This is a genomic window from Allochromatium humboldtianum, assembly GCF_013385175.1.
In the GTDB taxonomy this organism is placed as follows: Bacteria; Pseudomonadota; Gammaproteobacteria; order Chromatiales; family Chromatiaceae; genus Thermochromatium; species Thermochromatium humboldtianum.
Map to the genome: position 1 here is coordinate 173,006 of NZ_JABZEO010000006.1, position 17,379 is coordinate 190,384.

At 61.3% G+C, this 17,379-nt stretch carries 19 protein-coding genes and 1 tRNA gene; 19 read left to right on the forward strand and 1 reads right to left on the reverse strand.

Annotation, left to right across the window (positions count from 1 at the left end; genetic code table 11):
- The first annotated feature begins 82 nt into the window (after positions 1-82).
- The 19 genes from glgC to HW932_RS10890 all read left to right on the forward strand — a co-directional run bounded on the left by glgC (position 83) and on the right by HW932_RS10890 (position 14,934).
- Complete coding sequence (glgC, locus tag HW932_RS10800) at positions 83-1,354, forward strand: glucose-1-phosphate adenylyltransferase (RefSeq protein ID WP_176976500.1); 1,272 nt, start codon at positions 83-85, stop codon at positions 1,352-1,354.
- Positions 1,355-1,385: 31 nt separating this feature from the next.
- The gene (gene thiS / locus HW932_RS10805; protein WP_176976501.1) at positions 1,386-1,586 is read left to right on the forward strand and encodes a sulfur carrier protein ThiS; all 201 of its coding nucleotides are present in this window, start codon (positions 1,386-1,388) and stop codon (positions 1,584-1,586) included.
- A gap of 60 nt (positions 1,587-1,646) precedes the next feature.
- A complete protein-coding gene (locus HW932_RS10810; RefSeq protein ID WP_176976502.1) occupies positions 1,647-2,444 on the forward strand; it encodes a thiazole synthase in 798 nt (265 codons plus the stop codon).
- A 22-nt stretch (positions 2,445-2,466) separates the two neighbouring features.
- On the forward strand, positions 2,467-3,186 hold the full coding sequence (gene trmB, locus HW932_RS10815) for a tRNA (guanosine(46)-N7)-methyltransferase TrmB (RefSeq protein ID WP_176976503.1): 720 nt from the start codon (positions 2,467-2,469) through the stop codon (positions 3,184-3,186).
- A 12-nt stretch (positions 3,187-3,198) separates the two neighbouring features.
- A complete protein-coding gene (locus HW932_RS10820; protein ID WP_176976504.1) occupies positions 3,199-3,867 on the forward strand; it encodes an ABC transporter ATP-binding protein in 669 nt (222 codons plus the stop codon).
- A gap of 29 nt (positions 3,868-3,896) precedes the next feature.
- Entirely contained in the window at positions 3,897-4,697 is an 801-nt protein-coding gene (locus HW932_RS10825) for an ABC transporter permease (RefSeq protein ID WP_176976614.1), read from the forward strand.
- Positions 4,698-4,860: 163 nt separating this feature from the next.
- The gene (locus HW932_RS10830; RefSeq protein WP_176976505.1) at positions 4,861-6,264 is read left to right on the forward strand and encodes an FAD-dependent oxidoreductase; all 1,404 of its coding nucleotides are present in this window, start codon (positions 4,861-4,863) and stop codon (positions 6,262-6,264) included.
- Between the two features lie 224 nt (positions 6,265-6,488).
- Positions 6,489-7,898: a sodium:proton antiporter NhaD gene (nhaD, locus tag HW932_RS10835; protein ID WP_176976506.1), complete on the forward strand. Its 1,410-nt coding sequence runs from the start codon at positions 6,489-6,491 to the stop codon at positions 7,896-7,898.
- A 104-nt stretch (positions 7,899-8,002) separates the two neighbouring features.
- A tRNA-Ser gene (locus tag HW932_RS10840) sits at positions 8,003-8,092 on the forward strand.
- Positions 8,093-8,861: 769 nt separating this feature from the next.
- The gene (locus HW932_RS10845) at positions 8,862-9,170 is read left to right on the forward strand and encodes a hypothetical protein (RefSeq protein ID WP_176976507.1); all 309 of its coding nucleotides are present in this window, start codon (positions 8,862-8,864) and stop codon (positions 9,168-9,170) included.
- 2 nt (positions 9,171-9,172) lie between these two features.
- Positions 9,173-9,826, forward strand: coding sequence for a hypothetical protein (locus HW932_RS10850; protein ID WP_176976508.1), 654 nt, complete (start codon positions 9,173-9,175; stop codon positions 9,824-9,826).
- A gap of 86 nt (positions 9,827-9,912) precedes the next feature.
- Positions 9,913-11,052 carry a hypothetical protein gene (locus tag HW932_RS10855; protein WP_176976509.1) on the forward strand — a complete coding sequence of 380 codons (1,140 nt, stop codon included), beginning with the start codon at positions 9,913-9,915 and terminating at the stop codon, positions 11,050-11,052.
- Positions 11,053-11,255: 203 nt separating this feature from the next.
- Complete coding sequence (locus HW932_RS10860; RefSeq protein WP_176976510.1) at positions 11,256-11,648, forward strand: DUF6573 family protein; 393 nt, start codon at positions 11,256-11,258, stop codon at positions 11,646-11,648.
- A 3-nt stretch (positions 11,649-11,651) separates the two neighbouring features.
- The gene (locus tag HW932_RS10865; protein ID WP_176976511.1) at positions 11,652-11,912 is read left to right on the forward strand and encodes a hypothetical protein; all 261 of its coding nucleotides are present in this window, start codon (positions 11,652-11,654) and stop codon (positions 11,910-11,912) included.
- Positions 11,913-11,991: 79 nt separating this feature from the next.
- Positions 11,992-12,987 (forward strand): ATP-binding protein, encoded by a 996-nt coding sequence (locus tag HW932_RS10870; RefSeq protein WP_176976512.1) that lies wholly within the window; start codon positions 11,992-11,994, stop codon positions 12,985-12,987.
- Between the two features lie 56 nt (positions 12,988-13,043).
- The gene (locus tag HW932_RS10875) at positions 13,044-13,472 is read left to right on the forward strand and encodes a hypothetical protein (RefSeq protein WP_176976513.1); all 429 of its coding nucleotides are present in this window, start codon (positions 13,044-13,046) and stop codon (positions 13,470-13,472) included.
- Positions 13,473-13,530: 58 nt separating this feature from the next.
- Complete coding sequence (locus HW932_RS10880; protein WP_176976514.1) at positions 13,531-14,037, forward strand: siphovirus Gp157 family protein; 507 nt, start codon at positions 13,531-13,533, stop codon at positions 14,035-14,037.
- A gap of 36 nt (positions 14,038-14,073) precedes the next feature.
- On the forward strand, positions 14,074-14,508 hold the full coding sequence (locus HW932_RS10885; protein ID WP_176976515.1) for a hypothetical protein: 435 nt from the start codon (positions 14,074-14,076) through the stop codon (positions 14,506-14,508).
- A gap of 135 nt (positions 14,509-14,643) precedes the next feature.
- Entirely contained in the window at positions 14,644-14,934 is a 291-nt protein-coding gene (locus HW932_RS10890; RefSeq protein ID WP_176976516.1) for a DUF6915 family protein, read from the forward strand.
- Positions 14,935-15,035: 101 nt separating this feature from the next.
- Here HW932_RS10890 and HW932_RS10895 read toward each other — a convergent pair whose 3' ends face one another.
- Entirely contained in the window at positions 15,036-17,189 is a 2,154-nt protein-coding gene (locus tag HW932_RS10895; protein WP_176976517.1) for a flagellin N-terminal helical domain-containing protein, read from the reverse strand.
- Positions 17,190-17,379: the final 190 nt, after the last annotated feature.

Here is a 17,379-nt window from a genome sequence, read left to right on the forward strand (position 1 = left end):
CCTCTGGGGATTGGAATACGCGGGGATGGTATCATAAGGATGTTCCCAATCCTTTGTAGGCCGTCGTCAAACAGGAGGAGCCATGGCTCACACCAACCCCAGGTTCATCAGCCGGCTGACCCGCAACACACTGGCGCTCATCCTGGCTGGGGGGCGTGGCTCGCGACTCAAGCAACTGACCGCCTGGCGTTCCAAGCCCGCCGTGCCCTTCGGCGGCAAGTTCCGCATCATCGACTTCCCGCTCTCCAACTGCATCAACTCCGGCATCCGGCGCATCGGCGTGCTGACCCAGTACAAGGCCCATTCGCTGATCCTGCACATCCAGAAGGGCTGGGGCTTCCTGCGCGGCGAGTTCGGCGAGTTCGTCGAGCTGTGGCCGGCGCAGCAGCGTGTGGCCGAGACCGCCTGGTATGCCGGCACGGCGGATGCGGTGTTCCAGAATCTCGACATCATCCGCGACCACGATCCCGAATACATCCTGATCCTGGCCGGCGATCACATCTACAAGATGGACTATGGCGCCATGATCGCCCATCACGTCGAGAGCGGCGCCGACATGACGGTCGGCTGTCTGGAGGTCGACGTGGAGCGCGCACGCGAGTTCGGCGTCATGTCGGTCGACAGCGACGGCCGGGTGCGCCGCTTCGCCGAGAAACCCGCCACCCCTGAGACCATCCCCGGCCAGCCAGACCGCTGTCTGGCCTCGATGGGCATCTATGTGTTCAATCGCGGTTTTCTGTTCGAGCAACTGTTCAAGGACTCGGACATGCCGGGGTCGAGTCATGACTTCGGCAAGGACATCATCCCCAACGTCATCAAGCTCTATCGGGTCATGGCCTACACCTTCCGCGATCCGCGCAGCGGCGATCAGGCCTACTGGCGCGACGTCGGAACCCTGGACGCCTTCTGGGAGGCCAATCTGGAGCTGATCGGCGTCACGCCGCCGCTGAACCTCTATGACACCAACTGGCCGATCTGGACCTATCAGGAACAGTTGCCGCCGGCCAAGTTCGTGTTCGACGACGACGACCGGCGCGGCATGGCGGTCGACTCCATGGTCTCGGGCGGCTGCATCATCTCGGGCGCGACGGTGCGCCATTCGCTGCTGTTTTCGAACGTGCGAGTGAACTCTTACAGCCAGGTGAGTGACTCAGTGATTCTGCCGGACGTGGAGATCGGGCGAAACTGCATCGTGCGCAAGGCGATCGTCGACCGTTTTTGCCAGCTGCCCGAGGGCACCCAAATCGGACTCGACGCCGAGGCCGATCGGCGCGCCGGTTTCCATGTGAGCGAGGGCGGCGTCACCCTGGTGACGCCCGAGATGCTCGGGCAGGACGCCAATCAGGTTCGCTGAAATCCTAATCGGATCACTCATACATCAGACTATGAAGATCATCTTGAACGGAGCACCCCGCGAGATCGCCGACGGTATGCGCGTGTCGGAGCTCGTCGAATATCTGGAGCTGCTCGGCCAGCGCTTCGCCATTGAGGTCAATGCCGAACTGGTGCCGCGCAGTCGTTTCGCCGAGCATCGGCTGGCCGTCGGCGACAGGGTCGAGATCATCCAGGCCGTCGGCGGCGGTTGAGTCGAGTGCGCTGTCGTTTCCAATCCCCAATGTCCGAATCGCTACCTCTAGAGTCATCGCATGTCCACACCCGCCCCAACTTCCGATCGTCTCATCATCGCCGGTAAGGATTACGGCTCGCGTCTGCTGGTCGGCACCGGCAAATACAAGGACATGGACGAGACCGCGCGCGCCATTGAGGCCAGCGGCGCCGAGATCGTCACCATCGCCGTGCGCCGCACCAACATCGGCCAGAACAGCGACGAGCCGAACATTCTCGACGTGCTGCCGCCGGATCGTTACACCATCCTGCCCAACACGGCCGGCTGCTATGACGTCGACACGGCGGTGCGCACCTGTCGGCTGGCGCGCGAACTGCTCGACGGCCACAACCTGGTCAAGCTCGAAGTGCTCGGCGACGAGAAGACGCTGTTCCCCGATGTCATGGCCACGCTCAAGGCCGCCGAGATCCTGGTCAAGGACGGCTTCGAGGTCATGGTCTACACCAATGACGATCCCATCGTCGCGCGCGAGCTTGAAGCCATCGGCTGTGTGGCCGTGATGCCGCTGGCAGCGCCGATCGGCTCGGGCCTGGGCATTCGCAATCCGCTCAATATCCTGACCATCGTCGAGAACGCCAAGGTGCCGATCCTGGTCGATGCTGGCGTGGGCACGGCTTCGGATGCGGCCGAGGCGATGGAGCTGGGTTGCGACGGCGTGCTGATGAACACCGCGATTGCCGCCGCCAAGAACCCGATCCTCATGGCCAGCGCCATGCGCAAGGCGATCGAGGCCGGGCGCGAGGCGTTCCTGGCCGGGCGGATGCCGGCCAAGCGCTTTGCCTCGGCATCTTCGCCGATCGAAGGTTTGTTCTTTTGATCGTTTGAATCCAAGGAATCCCGTGAGTTTTTCGGATACTCGCTCAAACGCCACGCCTCCCGAGCATCGCCGTGCCATCCGTAGCTTCGTGCTGCGCGAGGGGCGTCTGACGGCGGCTCAGGAACGTGCTTTCAACGAACTCTGGCCGCGCTTCGGTGTGGACTGGAGGCCGGGCGCGTCGCTCGATCTCGCGACGCTGTTCGGCAATGACCGGCCGGTGGTGCTGGAGATCGGCTTCGGCAACGGCGAATCGCTGGCCGAGATGGCCGAGCGCGATCCGGAGCGCAACTGGCTCGGGATCGAGGTCCATCGTCCGGGCGTCGGGCATCTGCTGCTGGAGATCGAGCGGCGGGGTCTGACCAATCTGCGGGTGATGCGTCACGACGCCGTCGAGGTGCTGCGCGCCGGGATCGAGCCGGGCGCGCTCGATGCCGTGCAACTGTTCTTCCCCGATCCCTGGCCGAAGAAGCGTCATCACAAGCGGCGGATTCTGAGTCCGGAGCTGGTCGGACTGCTGGCGCGCGTCATCCGGCCGGGCGGGATCTTCCATGCCGCGACCGACTGGGCGCACTATGCCGAGCAGATGCTCGAGGTGCTCGACGGTGCGGCGGATCTGTTCGAGAACGCGGCTGGAGCCGGCGCCTATGCGCCCCGCCCCGCCAACCGTCCGCTGACCAAGTTCGAGCAGCGCGGCGAGCGGCTCGGGCATCCGGTGGCCGATCTCATCTACCGACGCCTCTGAGGCTGAATCCGCATGGCTGGCCTGCGACTCGACGGACTGACGCATCGCACGCTGGCGCCCGTGGATCTCGTGCTCGATGCCGGCGAGCGGGTATTCGTCTCCGGTCCGTCCGGGTCGGGCAAGAGCCTGCTGCTGCGCGCCATCGCCGATCTCGATCCGCATCAGGGCGAGGTCTGGCTCGATACCGAGCCGCGCTCGCGGATGGCGCCGCCCGTCTGGCGACGGCGGGTTGGGCTGCTGCCAGCCGAGTCGTTCTGGTGGGCCGAGACGGTCGGGGAACATTTCCCCGCGATTCAAACATCCGGCACGCTGTCGGCTGAAAAGATGGGCGCGTTTCACTCGGACCATCCTACGCATCGAGATCAGATCAACGGCTGGCTGACCGGACTCGGTTTCGAGCCGGACGTGCTCGACTGGTCGGTCACACGGCTGTCGACCGGCGAACGCCAACGTTTGGCTCTGGTGCGATTGCTGGCACAGCGACCCGAGGCGCTGCTGCTCGACGAGGCGACGGCCAACCTCGATCCGGTCAACCGCGATCGGGTCGAGACCCTGGTCGAAACCTATCGACGCGAACAGGACGCCGCTGTGCTCTGGGTCAGCCATGATCCCGAACAGCGCCGACGCCTCGGAGGGCGCGCCTTCGTCATTTGCAATGGACGGCTGGAGCCTGAGACCTGATGGACGCGAACGCCCCTGCAAGCCCGAGCATCAGCCTGATCGAACTCTCGCCCTGGGATCTGTCGCTGGCCTCGCTGCTGGTGCTGCTACTGGCCGTGCTGTCCTGGCGACTGCGGCTCGGGGTCGAGCGGCGCGTGCTGATCGCCGCCGCGCGCAGTGCGGTGCAGCTCAGCCTGGTCGGTCTGGTGCTCAAACTGCTGTTCGCCCAGACCAGTCTGCCGCTGATCGGACTCATGGCTCTGGTCATGCTCTCGGTCGCCGGCTTCGAGGTCATGCAGCGCCAGACGCGCCGCTTCGGCGGTCCCTGGGGCTACGGCATCGGCGCCGTCTCGATGTTTCTGTCCTCGTTCAGCGTCACCCTGCTGGCGCTCACGGTCGTCATCGGGGTCGAACCCTGGTATCAGCCGCAATATCTCATCCCCCTGCTAGGGATGCTGCTCGGCAACACCATGAGCGGCGTGGCCATCGCACTCGACAACCTCACCCGCCATGCCTGGGAGTCACGTGGCCGGATCGAAGCGCGTCTGCTGGCCGGTCAGGACTGGGAGCAGGCCATCGAGCACATCCGGCGCGAGGCCCTGCGCTCCGGACTCATCCCCATCATCAATGCCATGGGCACGGCCGGACTGGTCAGTCTTCCGGGCATGATGACCGGCCAGATCCTCGCCGGCAGTCCGCCGATGGACGCAGCCAAGTACCAACTGCTCATCATGTTCCTGATCGCCGCCGGCACCGGACTCGGCGCGATGGTCGCCGTCTGGATGGGTTCGCGGCGGCTGTTCGACGAGCGCCAGCGACTGCGGCTCGACCGGCTGACTCAGGCTGGATAAGAACACGCTTTAATTGAGTGTTTTAATCCATTAAATGCAACTCCCGGCATTCTCTTGGATCTCAACTTCAGCTAACGTGACGGTTATGTTGCGCCGCATCATGGGCTAGTACGGCCCGCTCGCGGCGATCGGCGTCCGCGCCGCCGTTGGAGACCAAGAACTCATGTCCGCTTCGACCCATTACGATGTTCTGATCGTCGGCGCCGGCGTCACCGGCACCGCCCTGCTCTATGAACTGGCCAAGTTCACGGATCTCAACCGGCTGTGTCTGGTCGAGAAATACGACAGCGTGGCCAGCGTCAACTCACACGCCCACAGCAACAGCCAGACCATCCATTGCGGCGACATCGAGACCAACTACTCGCTCGACAAGGCCCGCGCCGTCAAGCGCACGGCCTATATGGTCATCAACTACGCCACCAAGCTCCCGGCGCGCGATCGCGACCGCATCATCTTCCGCATGCCCAAGATGCTGCTCGGGGTTGGCAAGGATGAGTGCGATCTGGTGCGTCGGCGCTATGAGAGCTTCAAGGAGCTCTTCCCCCGGATGCAGCTCCTGGAGCGTCAGGACATCGCCGACCTGGAGCCGAACGTCGCCCTGGTCGATGGCGCCTGGCGCAAGGAGGAGATCGTCGCCACCGGCACTCCGGACGAGTACTGCGCGGTCGACTTCCAGGCGCTGGCCGAATCCTTCTCGCGCGAGTGCGTGCGTATGGAACGCAGCTCCAACAAGCAGATCACCCAGCTGTTTTCGACCAAGGTCGACAGAATCCGCCGCACCGATGACGGCGGCTATGCGGTCGAGACCAGTCGCGGTCCGCTCCAGGCGCGTGCCGTGGTGGTCTGCGCCGGCGGGCACTCGCTGCTGATGGCCCAGGAGATGGGACTCGGGCTGGAATACTCCTGTCTGCCGGTGGCCGGCTCCTTCTATTTCGCTCCCGAGGCGCTCAACGGCAAGGTCTACACGGTCCAGAATCCCAATCTGCCTTTCGCGGCCGTGCATGGCGACCACGATGTCAAGGAACGCGGCAAGACCCGCTTCGGACCCACAGCGCTCATGCTGCCGATGCTCGAACGGCGCAATCCGTCCTCGATCCGCGAGTTCTTCAAGGTGCTGCGCTTCGACCGTCAGGTCGCCGGCGTGCTCTGGGATCAGTTCAAGGTGCGCGACATCCGGCACTACATCCTGCGCAATTTCCTCTACGAGGTGCCGCATCTCAACCGGCGTCTGTTCGTCAAGGAGATCCGCAAGATCGTGCCCTCGATGACGGTCGAAGACATCAGCTATGCCGAGGGCTTCGGCGGCATCCGACCGCAACTGATCGACAAGGCGGCCCGCAAGCTGCGCATGGGCGAGGCCAAGATCAGCGACGGTCAGGGCATCATCTTCAACATGACGCCTTCGCCGGGCGGCACGAGCTGTCTGGGCAGCGGCGAGAACGACATGCGCACCATCGCCGGCTATCTGGGTGCGCGCATCGACGAAGCGGCCTTCGAGCGTGAGCTGTTGATGGGACACGAGGACACGCGCGCGTCCCAGTCGATCCTGACCGAGGACGCGGCCTGAAGTCGCCGACCGACCCCATCGATCATCGCACCTTCAATCCTTTCAATTGGGTTTGAAGACCCCGGCTCGACTTGGCGTACCGGCTCCCGGCGGGTATCTTGCGCGGTGGCCCGTGGGGCCGTCCTTAGTGGACGCGCCAGGGCCGTCGACGCACAGTCCCACGCACGCAGTTCACCGACGACGCGGCGTGGGGTCGCCCCCAGTACCCACGAGAGGCCCGCTTCATGCCCCCCGTTCAACGTCTATTCATCGGACTCTTCGCCTTACTTGTTCCAGCCCTGGCCTGGGCCGGCGGTGACGCCGCGGCCCTTCAGGCCATCGACCTGACCGACCACACCATCGGTTATCTCGCACTCCTGATCTTCGGCATCGCCTATGCGCTGGTCATCGGCGAGGAATTCCTGCATCTGCACAAGTCCAAGCCGGTCATCATCGCCGCGGGTCTCATCTGGTGCCTGATCGCCTACGCCTACATTCAGCAGGGCCAGCCGCATCTGGCCGGCGACGCGGTGCGCCACACCCTGCTCGAATACGCCGAGCTGATGCTGTTCCTGCTGGTCGCTATGACCTACATCAACGCCATGGAAGAGCGGCGCGTCTTCGATGCGCTACGCACCTGGCTCATCAACAGGGGCTTCGGCTTTCGCTCGCTGTTCTGGATGACCGGCACGCTGGCGTTCTTCATCTCGCCGATCGCCGACAACCTGACCACGGCGCTCCTGATGTGCGCGGTGGTGATGGCCGTCGGCGGCGACAACCGCACCTTCGTCACCCTGTCCTGTATCAATATCGTGGTCGCGGCCAATGCGGGCGGCGCCTTCAGCCCCTTCGGCGACATCACGACGCTGATGGTCTGGCAGAAGGAGGTGCTCGACTTCTTTACGTTCTTCAAGCTGTTCGTGCCCTCGGTCGTCAACTATCTGGTGCCGGCGATCCTCATGTCCTTTGCCGTGCCCAACATCAAACCCGAAGCGCAGGAGTCCAACGCGCATATGAAGCGCGGTGCGCGGCGCATCATCCTGCTGTTCCTGCTGACAATCGCCACGGCGGTGAGCTTCCACAACTTCCTGCATCTGCCGCCGGTGATCGGCATGATTACCGGACTGGGTTATCTCCAGATCCTCGGCTACTTTCTGCGTCACACCCATGACAACTGGCACAAGCGCAACGAGGATCGCGCGGCGCTGGTCGGCGATATGACCCCTTTTGATGTGTTCAACAAGGTCGCGCGCGCCGAGTGGGACACGCTGCTGTTCTTCTATGGCGTGGTGCTCTGCGTCGGCGGACTGGGACAGATCGGGTATCTGTCGATGGCATCGGAAATCATGTATGAGCAATGGGGGCCGACTCTGGCCAATGTCGCTGTCGGTCTGCTCTCGGCCATCGTCGACAACATCCCGGTCATGTTCGCGGTGCTGACCATGATGCCGGAGATGAGCGATACCCAGTGGCTGCTGGTGACTCTGACGGCGGGTGTCGGCGGCTCGCTGCTGTCGATCGGCTCGGCGGCCGGTGTGGCGCTGATGGGACAGGCGCGCGGCACCTACACCTTCTTCGCGCATCTGGAGTGGACGCCGGCGATCGCGCTCGGCTTCCTGGCGAGTATCGCCGTTCATTTCTGGATCAACGGTTGAGGGATCGATAGGCCGCTGGATCGCAAGCGGGCATGGACAAATGCTCCGCTTGCGATTATAGTGGCGCGCTTGTCGCCGACCGCGCTCGTTGGTCGGCACTGCCCGGAGAGGTGCCAGAGCGGCCGAATGGGCCTGACTCGAAATCAGGTGTACGCGCGAGCGTACCGTGGGTTCGAATCCCACCCTCTCCGCCAAAACACCAGCAAATACGCGCCCTACGGCGCGTTTTTTGTTTGTACCCGCCAAAAAACCCACCAAAGCAAAAACGCTTGGCGAGCGCTTGCTAAGACGCCGGAACCGGCGACTCTTGGCTCGCGTCGGTCGTAATCCAGCGCGCCCGGTATCTACCTTTACCCTCGATCGTCGAGTTTCACGCCCGCTGGAGACGACTCAGCCGCACTGGTCAGCCGAACCCTGTCGAAAACACCGATTTCCCGGAAAGTTCCCCTTTGCTGGTATCTCAAGAAATGGCGGTTCATCGCGCCTGTTCAGACCCGGCCAGCTAGTTCGCTCAAAATTCAGTACTGGATGCCAGGACCAGCCACCAACAAAATTGCCCTGAAAACATGGGTGTCGACCGTTGCGTCACCATGTATCGGTCGCTCAAATGCCGCCAGTCGTTGAAACGACGAATTGGCCCCGCCCCCACGCGCATTGCCACAAATATTGACTATCTATTTGATATTCAAGGAAAAACTTGACAATCGTTGCCGAATCGTGTTAAAATGTTACGGCACACGATTGTCAACTGACAATCCCCTTCCCAGCGTTTTTCGCCGAGCCATCAGCGCACTTTCCGCGCGGACTTGATCGCCGCTTCAGTTCACATCATGAGCCAATCGCTCAGGGTCAACCGTGCCGGTGTGTTGGTCGCCGCGCCTGACATCGTCTTCGCTCGGAAGCGCTTCGTGTGCTAGTCCACATGGTTAGCCATGTGATCGTTTGCTCATTGGAGCCATCACTATGAACGTCTCGCACGCTTCAGCGGCCCCGTTGCTTCAGCCGCTGTTTTCACTTGGCCGCCTCTGCACCACCCCCGGCGCGCTGGCCACCCTCGCTTCACTCTCGCTATCCCCGTGGTCTTTCCTCGCCCGACACCAGCGCGGCGATTGGGGTGATCTCGACGCGGACGATCGGCGCGCTAACACGTTAGCCGTGATTCAGGGATCGCGCGTGTTCTCCGCCTATGACCTCGGTCATCACCAATCCCTGTGGATCATCACGGAAGCCGACCGTTCAGTGACCACCCTGTTATTGCCTGAGGAGTATTGAACATGAGCCATGTCTATCGTTGGAGTGCCCAGCTGAGCGCGGAGGCCGTAGGCCCCGTGGCCAATGCCGCCCCCTTGCACCTACGCCAAAGTGATCTGGATGGGGCCTGTGGACTGCATTGCGCCCTGATGGCCCTGATGCTGTTTGGTGTCGTCGAGCGCCATGAGCTGGAGCAGCTGAGCACCTCCCGCAAACAGCCGCTGGCTGGGTTCTGGAAGACGTCGACGGCGTACTACTTTCGCGGACTCAAAGCGCGGCAGTTGAAGGCGCTCCTCAAGCCGTATCGCGATTGGTTGACGTGCACGCTGGCGACCGACAATCCCGCCCGCGAAGCGGGAGCGATCATCGACAACCACGGGATTGCCATCCTGGGCATTGTCAATGCCGCGTTTTCGCACTGGATCCTGGCCATTGGCACAGGCACGCGGGAAGGGGAACCGGCGCACGACAAACTGCTCATTCTCGACCCGAGCGAACCGCCGATTCCGATGCTGGCGTGGAATGCCACCCTCACGCTCAAGCCCAACCGCCGTGGCCACCATCAGTATGAGACAGCGCACGGGTGCTTCAAGGTCACCGTCAAGGATGCGCTGCTGTTGCAGTCAAAACTGGTTGAGCTTGATCTCGCGTTTGCAGAACTCTTCAATGAGGACTGATCCACAGACCATGATCCATTGCCCACCTGACGGCCAGCCTGCGTGCTGGCCGTCGCCGTTTTGGCGTGTCTCTCGGAGTGTTCCCCATGAAGCCCTCGATCATCACCCCCGACGAGTTTCAGCGGCTGGCCATCGCCGTCGCTGAACTTCCATTCGTCTCCAGCCAACGTGAACCCAGCGATTACGTGCTGGATGTACTGGAAACCGTGCTGAACTTTCACATGCAGACCACCGTCGTGGTCGAGGCCCTGAGCTACTTCCGCCAGGAGGTGCAGGGGCCACGCGCCCTGTACGACCACCACGCCTTGCGCGCCCTGCTCGCCACCTTCCCAGACACCCCGGCGGGCAACCAGGCCGCCAGTCGCTGTCTCTGGAACAACCGCCACTGGACGCGCGTGGCGCTGCTGCGGCGCTTGCTGGAATTCCTGGAGTCGGTGAACGTCACCGACCAAGCGACCCTCCGTACTTGGGCGTGCCACGCCGACTATGCGCGCGACTTCAAGCACCGCGTCAAGGGGCTGGGGTTTGCGGTCTTTCAGTGGCTGCGCATTCGCTGCGGCGCGGACACCATCAAACCGGACGTGTGGGTGATCAACTTCGCCCGCCGCGTGCTGGGTCGCCGACTCGCTGAGCCGCTGCTGGTGGAGAGCTTTGAGCGCTTGACGCCCTGGGTCGGAGAATCCCTCGTCAACATCGACGTCACGATCTGGCACTACGAGAAAGGGGCGATGGCCACGGACGTTCCGGGGCTGCGGTTGTTGGCGTGGCACGGGTTGAAGCGCCGCTTCGAGGCGACCTTGACGTCGCCCCCGGCTGGGTTGGGGCGCGACTGGACGATCCAGCTCGCCGACAACACCCAGCTGCGCTACGACGCGGCGGGGCTCGATCTCCTGCCGACCGAGTCACTGTTTGGCGGGCGTGCCCCCGGTGAGACGCGGGTGCAGCTGCGACAAACCCATTGGACTGAAGGGCTGATGTTGTCCTTGAGCGTTCATCAGACCGCCCCCTTGGTACCGTCACTCTGGCGCACGGTGAAGCGACGACTGAAAGACCAGGACTGGGAGTGCCGCAACCTCCCGGTCTTTGCCGCCCGCCTGGAGCTCGAAGAGAGCACGCGCTTTGCTCAGGATCACTCCCTCGATGACTTGAACGATTGGGTCGCCGACCAAGTCGCGGCGGTGATCGAGGCGTTACAAGCGATGGTCGGTGTCGATTGCGCAAACTAGCATAAGCTTTTGTTTCGAAAGGACTTTATTGACAAAGGCGGCGGCATGTGATACAATATGTGCACGCCGAATACTCGGCGTCGTCAGCCACGCTGATGACACGTTGATCACGCCAGACGTCCCCTTTCCCGTCCCGGTCGTCCTGTTCTCACCGGGAGCGTTCCCGCACCGCATTGCCGGTGCCCCTCAACCCAGGAGGTTCTATGTCATTGTCCCCGTTGTTTCGGGAGGCGGAGCTTGTGCACGCCTATTCCAGAGCCCAGGCCATCGCCGATGGTGTGCTGATGGATGTCTCGATCATGGCCCGTGAAGCGGGCTTCAAAGTCCCGGTCGCGGTGACAGCGGCGGTGTGGAGCGACTGTGTCGCTTGGCCCCGTCACGATCCCAGCCAGGACGAACAGGGGCGGCTGTGGGACGTGCTGATGATGGCGCGTCTGGAAGCCGGTCGCCACGGCAACCTGCAAGTCGTGCCGTTCAAGGTGCTGCGCATCCCGCGTGGCGGCACGACCCCGCAGCTGACGCAACTCACGTTGCACATCGGTCCCGGCGATGTCGGCGAGCCGGTGGTGACGATTCTTCAGCCAGGGGAGGACTGAGCCATGAGCTGGCACATTGGCATTCACGATGTCGCGCGCATCGCGGTCAGTTCAGACGGACGCCCGCTCTATACGCAGGGCGACATGCACTGGTGGCAAACCGTGCGGCTGTACAACCGCGACGGTCAAGAGATTGGCGAGATCACGCTGCATTTGACGGGTGCGCAAGTGGCATTGCCCGTCGGTGAGCAGCCGCCGTATTGGGGGATTGATCCGCGACAGCCGTCGGCGTTGGCGCTGATCGACGGGGAATCACCCTTCTGAGGGGGGGGTGCTTGGGGACTGGTCCTCCCCAGGCACCCGGTTCCTAAACGCTGGGAAACAACACTTAGGAGACACCAGTATGTTCCGAAAAGCTGAACGCCGCCAAGCCAAACTTCGCTTGGCGCTCTGTGGTCCTTCGGGATCGGGTAAGACCTATAGCGCGTTGTTGGTGGCGCGGGGTTTGGCCCCCGATGGCCAGATCGCGTTGATCGACACCGAGCGCGGCTCGGGCGAGCTGTACGCCGATCTCACGCCCTATGACGTGGCCTCCCTGGCCCCGCCCTTTACTCCGGCGCGCTACATCGAGCGCATTCAGCAGGCCGAGCAGGACGGCTATGACGTGCTGATCATCGACAGCCTCAGTCATGCCTGGACTGGTGAAGGCGGCATCCTCGATCTGCACGACAAGGCCGCCGCCGCCAGTCGCTCCGGCAACTCGTTCATGGCCTGGCGCGAGGTGACGCCGAAGCACAATCAGCTGATCGATACGCTGTTGGCGTCCGATCTGCACGTGATCGTAACCATGCGCACCAAGACCGCCTACGACCTGATCGACGACAACGGCAAGAAGAAGCCGGTCAAGATCGGGTTGGCACCGGTGCAGCGCGACGGGCTGGAGTACGAGTTTACGACCGTGCTCGATCTCAGCGTCGATAGTCATGTCGCCACCGCGACCAAGGATCGCACGGGGTTGTTCGACGGCGAACATTTCGTGCCGACAGCTGCGACCGGGGAGGCGCTGCGCCAGTGGTTGGACAACGGCCTGGATCCACTGGCCGAGAGTCATCAGCTGTTGCAGACGCTGACGGCGACGGTGGAGACGTTGACCACGGTGACAGAACTCAACCAGTGGTGGCGTCAACAGCGCGCTCAGATTGGGCGGTTGATTCCGGCCGATCGCGAAGCGCTCACGGCGCATTGCAGTAACCGCAAACTCGTCCTCCTGGAAGGCGAGTACACCCGCGCCCTGGAGGAGTCGCCTCCTCCCCGTCGCCGCCGACGTCACAGTGAATCGCCTGTTCCCGAGCCCGCTGAGATGGCAACGGAAACGGACAGCGACGTCTTCAGTCACTAACCCCCCGCCACCGCCAAGCACGGTTCGCGCGCCGAACCGTGCTGAGGAGAGTCGCCATGTTGCACTACATGATGAGTGAGGATGGTATGCGCGCGGTCATCGGCCCCTGCGTGGGCGGTTCGGTGCGGCTGTCGATCATTCGGTTGTGCCGTGAACTTGCGATCGAGATTCCACCGGAAACGCTCGACGAGACCACGGACATCGACACGCTGCGCGCGTTGAATCTGGAGCTACTGATTGAGCGTGGTGAGCGGAGCTGGGCGCGAACGCAAGCGGCTCAGGCACGTCAGGCCGAGCGCGAACGCGCGTTACCCCCGGAGATCGTCGCGCAGGTCGCGACGTTACGCCAACGCGCGCAGTCGGTGCGGGCGCTCGCCCAGTACGCCGATGACTACAGCGCCTACAGCCAGGAACTTGCCCAAGCCGAGCGCCTAGAGCAGGAAGCGGCGACGTTGCTGCATACCGCCTCCCCCATGAACCCCTAACTCGCCGCGGTCTGTCCCATCGCCGATGGGCGGACCGCCTGCGCCCCGGAGTCAAATCATGACCGCGAAAGCCACACTGAAACTGTACGAACTGTCCGCCGAGTACCTCGATGCCTTAGAGGCCCTGGCCGAGCTGGAGGATCTGCCCCCCGAGGTGATTGCCGATACCCTGGAGGGACTGGCCGGCGCTTGGGAGGACAAAGCGCTCAATGTCGCGCGCTATGTGCGCAATCTGGAAGCCGAAGCCGCCGCCATCGAGGAGGCCAGGAAACGCATGGACGCCCGCGCCAAAGCTACGGCGAATCAAGCCGCTCGCCTCAAAGCCTATCTGAAAGCGGAACTGGAGCGCACTGGACTCAAGCCCAAGGCGCCGGATCTGGCGCTGCGGTTGCAAAGTAACCCGCCATCTGTCGTGGTCGATGACGAAACGCGCATTCCGAACGCCTACCGGCGTACCGAAACTGTCACGACCCTCCTCAAGGCCGACATCAGTGCTGCCTTGAAAGCCGGGAAGACCGTCGCCGGCGCCCACCTGGAGGCGTCCAAGCGGCTGGTGATTCAGTAATCCCATTCAACGTGATCAGTCGAGCGCGGTGATCCCATGCGCATCGGGATCGTCGCGCTCGGGGAGACCAACATGGATCAGACCATGACAGAGACGCGGTGCAGGGCTCAGGCGCGCCGGATCACGCCGCCCAATGCGCGCTTCTGGCACTGGCATCGTGATTCATTCGTCAAACTCACCCTGAAACCAGGGCAAGTCCTGTCTCATCAGGTGGGCGGGCCGGATGAGGAAGGCTGGTCATGGCACAGTAACACCTGGCGCCATGACGGTGATCGCATCACCTGGGAATGGTGTGACGATGGGGTCGATTGCGACGGTCGTCTCACGCAGGGTGGGCGCTTAGTTTGCACGCTGACAGCCTGCCAGCGGGAGGGACGGGAAGCACCGGAAGGCCAGGAAAGTACGCTGCCGGACTGGGTCAGCGAGCGGTCGTGGCAACGCGACTACAGTGCCGAAGCCATGGGGTATTGACGATCCGGTTGTGCCCCAAGGAGCCGGGTAAAGATCGAGAGGGGCTTGAGCCACGGAGGGCTTGTGGCGAGTGCTGTTCCTCCTGATTGGGGCACGATCGACGATGACACCGCGATCTGTGATGAGGTCTCAGGAATGTCCAAATTCGAAGTACACTGCCAAGAATCCGTGGCCCTCTTCGGTCAACCTTACGCCGAGGTGCATCGGTGGCTGGATGCGTTGGCCGGGAGCGAACGCTATGGGATGCGCCATCGTCGAGTGCGTCATCATGAAGCGGGGATTCGCGAGGCGATGCGGTTGTTCGGTGACACAGTCGGGCCGGTGGCACGACAGCACATTGTCTCGGATCTGAAGGAGGAGGGGTGGACGGAGTCTGATCCCTTTCCGCAGGATGAGGCGGACTATGTGCGGATGGGGCTGTTTTGATCCCTGATAGCTTGAACTCGTGTTTGTGGGCGTAATCACTCACTATAAAGCAAACGGAACAGCCAGCGATCTCTTACTTTAATACACCTCGCCGAGGTGCCTTATTCTCCAGTCCGCAACAGTTGCAGCACCTGTAGCGCCGAGGAATTAGCCTGGGCTAGCATGGCTGAACTACTTTGCTGGAGAATCTGAGAGCGCGATAAAGCCGCTGTCTCGGCGGCAAAGTCCGCATCCTCAATCCTGGATCGCGCGGCCTCACTGTTCTGCGAAAAGTTTGTAAGGTTGTTGACCGTAAACTCCAGGCGGTTCTGATAAGCGCCGATCTTGGCTCGAACATTGTTCACCCGATTTAGCGCGTTATCGATTGCTTGGATCGCCTTGTTCGCGCCCTCCACCGTGGCGATATCGATTTTGCTTAAAGACTGCCCACCCTGCCCGCCGCCGTAGTTCCCCGTCAGCAAGCCAGTAGTTATAAGATTATTGCTCAATCCGGAGGTAATCTCTATTTCGCGATCGGATTGCAGCGTGTAAGACCCATTAATCGTACCATCAACCACGCATCCTGCCAAATCTCCATTGAACAGTTGGGGAAAAATTGGTTTTCCTATTTTATCAATCAACATCACACCACCACCCTCTGCTGTTCCATCAACTCCGGTGTCAACCGCAATGACTCCTGTTTGCCCAGAAATGGCGTTGACTTGCCGAACAAGCATCGCCCGATTATAACCCGACTTATCCGCTCCTGCTTGAGCGGCAAAGCCAGCAATCTCAACCCCATTAATTGATCCCGTGACCATTCCAGCTACAGTTCTCTGAGTTCCATGATTGACGGCTCGGTTTTCCTGCATGACTGCCACAACTCCGGTTTTATCACTGATCGAATTAATGGCTGAAACTACGTTATTGATGCCTGAATCGGATTTAGGGACGGGCACCCCATTAATAAGCGTGGCACCGGTTTGCGTATTCCAATACACGCGGTTGCCTGTATCGATCATGTTAACCGGCGTTGAGACTAAGCCGGTTTTTGTTCCATTATAAGCGCCTACTCGAAATCCGGCGTTTTCTGCCCGCCCGAAGACGTTGTTATCGATATGGATGTCTTGACCCTCAGTTGCGACTAAGGTCATTGTTGCAGTGAAAATACCCGAGACAGCCGAGTCAAAGCCGTCTGTAAAATGAAGTCCAGTCATCCCGGTCAACAAAACACTACTCGGTGGCCCAAAGGGATTGCCGCTCTTGTTTGCCAGTACAATGTTTCTGCCGTCCGCCGCCTTCAAAACAATGCCGGACTCATCTTTTTCGGTATCAATCGCAACAACTCCGGTCTGCTCCGAGACCTGATTAATAGCAGCGACGATCCCTGCACGGGTCGCAGTGGGATTTCCAGCCATCACATGGACATTGATATCAATCCCATTGACCTGAATAGCTCCAGCGACATCCGTCCAAGCTGGCGACATGGGATACCCACTGACAATGGTTTCACCCACAACCGCTTTAACTCCACTTTCCTTAGCCTTGGCGTTGATTGCAGCGGCAATAGCAATGGTGCTCTTGTCTTTGCCCATAAATGAGGCGGTGTCTGCGCTTGCTATAGCTCCACCAATCGTCACCCCATTTATGACTAAATCTCCTTCCCGGAAAGCTGGGAGTTTTTGTGTTGCTAAAATTCCCGTCGTATCAGTCTCTCCACCGTAGGCACACCGCTGAAACGACCCTAAACCAGCGCTATCCGAAATCCCTAGACTGTCCGCATCGATTTTTCTAACAGCGACTTTCATCTTTTGATCGAAGTCGGCTCCAACCTGGATATCGAGATCCAAAGCCGATCCATCCAGCAATTTGAGCCCGTTATAGTCTGTGGTTTTGGATACCCGATCGATTTCAGAAACCAGTTGATGCAGTTCTGCGTTTAAGGTTTCGCGATTACCCTCTGTGTAGGTGCCGTTTGCAGACTGTACCGACAATTCACGCATACGCTGCAACGCCGATCCAATCTCGCTCAAAGCCCCCTCGGCAGTCTGTAACAACGAAATCCCGTCACTGCTGTTCCTCGTTGCTTGATTCAGTCCCCGGACCTGTGCAGTCAGGATTGTGGAAATGGCCGATCCGGCGGCGTCGTCTTTGGCAGAGTTGATCCGCTTACCGCTGCTCAGCCGCTCCATGGCCTGGGCAAGGCTAGCCTGTGATGTACTGAGATTGCGCTGAGACTTCAGCGAGGCAACATTTGAGTTGAGGACCATAGGCATGACAGCAGACTCATTAAATCCCTGTTGAGTGCGTTGACTTTTGCCCTGCGACGGCATCCGGAACCAGCAACATAAACAATTGTTTATGAAGATTTCTTGCTACCGGCTGATACTGTGCATAGGCGCATCATCGTCTTCGCGCGTGGAGACTGAATCAATGAAAATCAAATTCCGTGCCAGATTTGCTCGA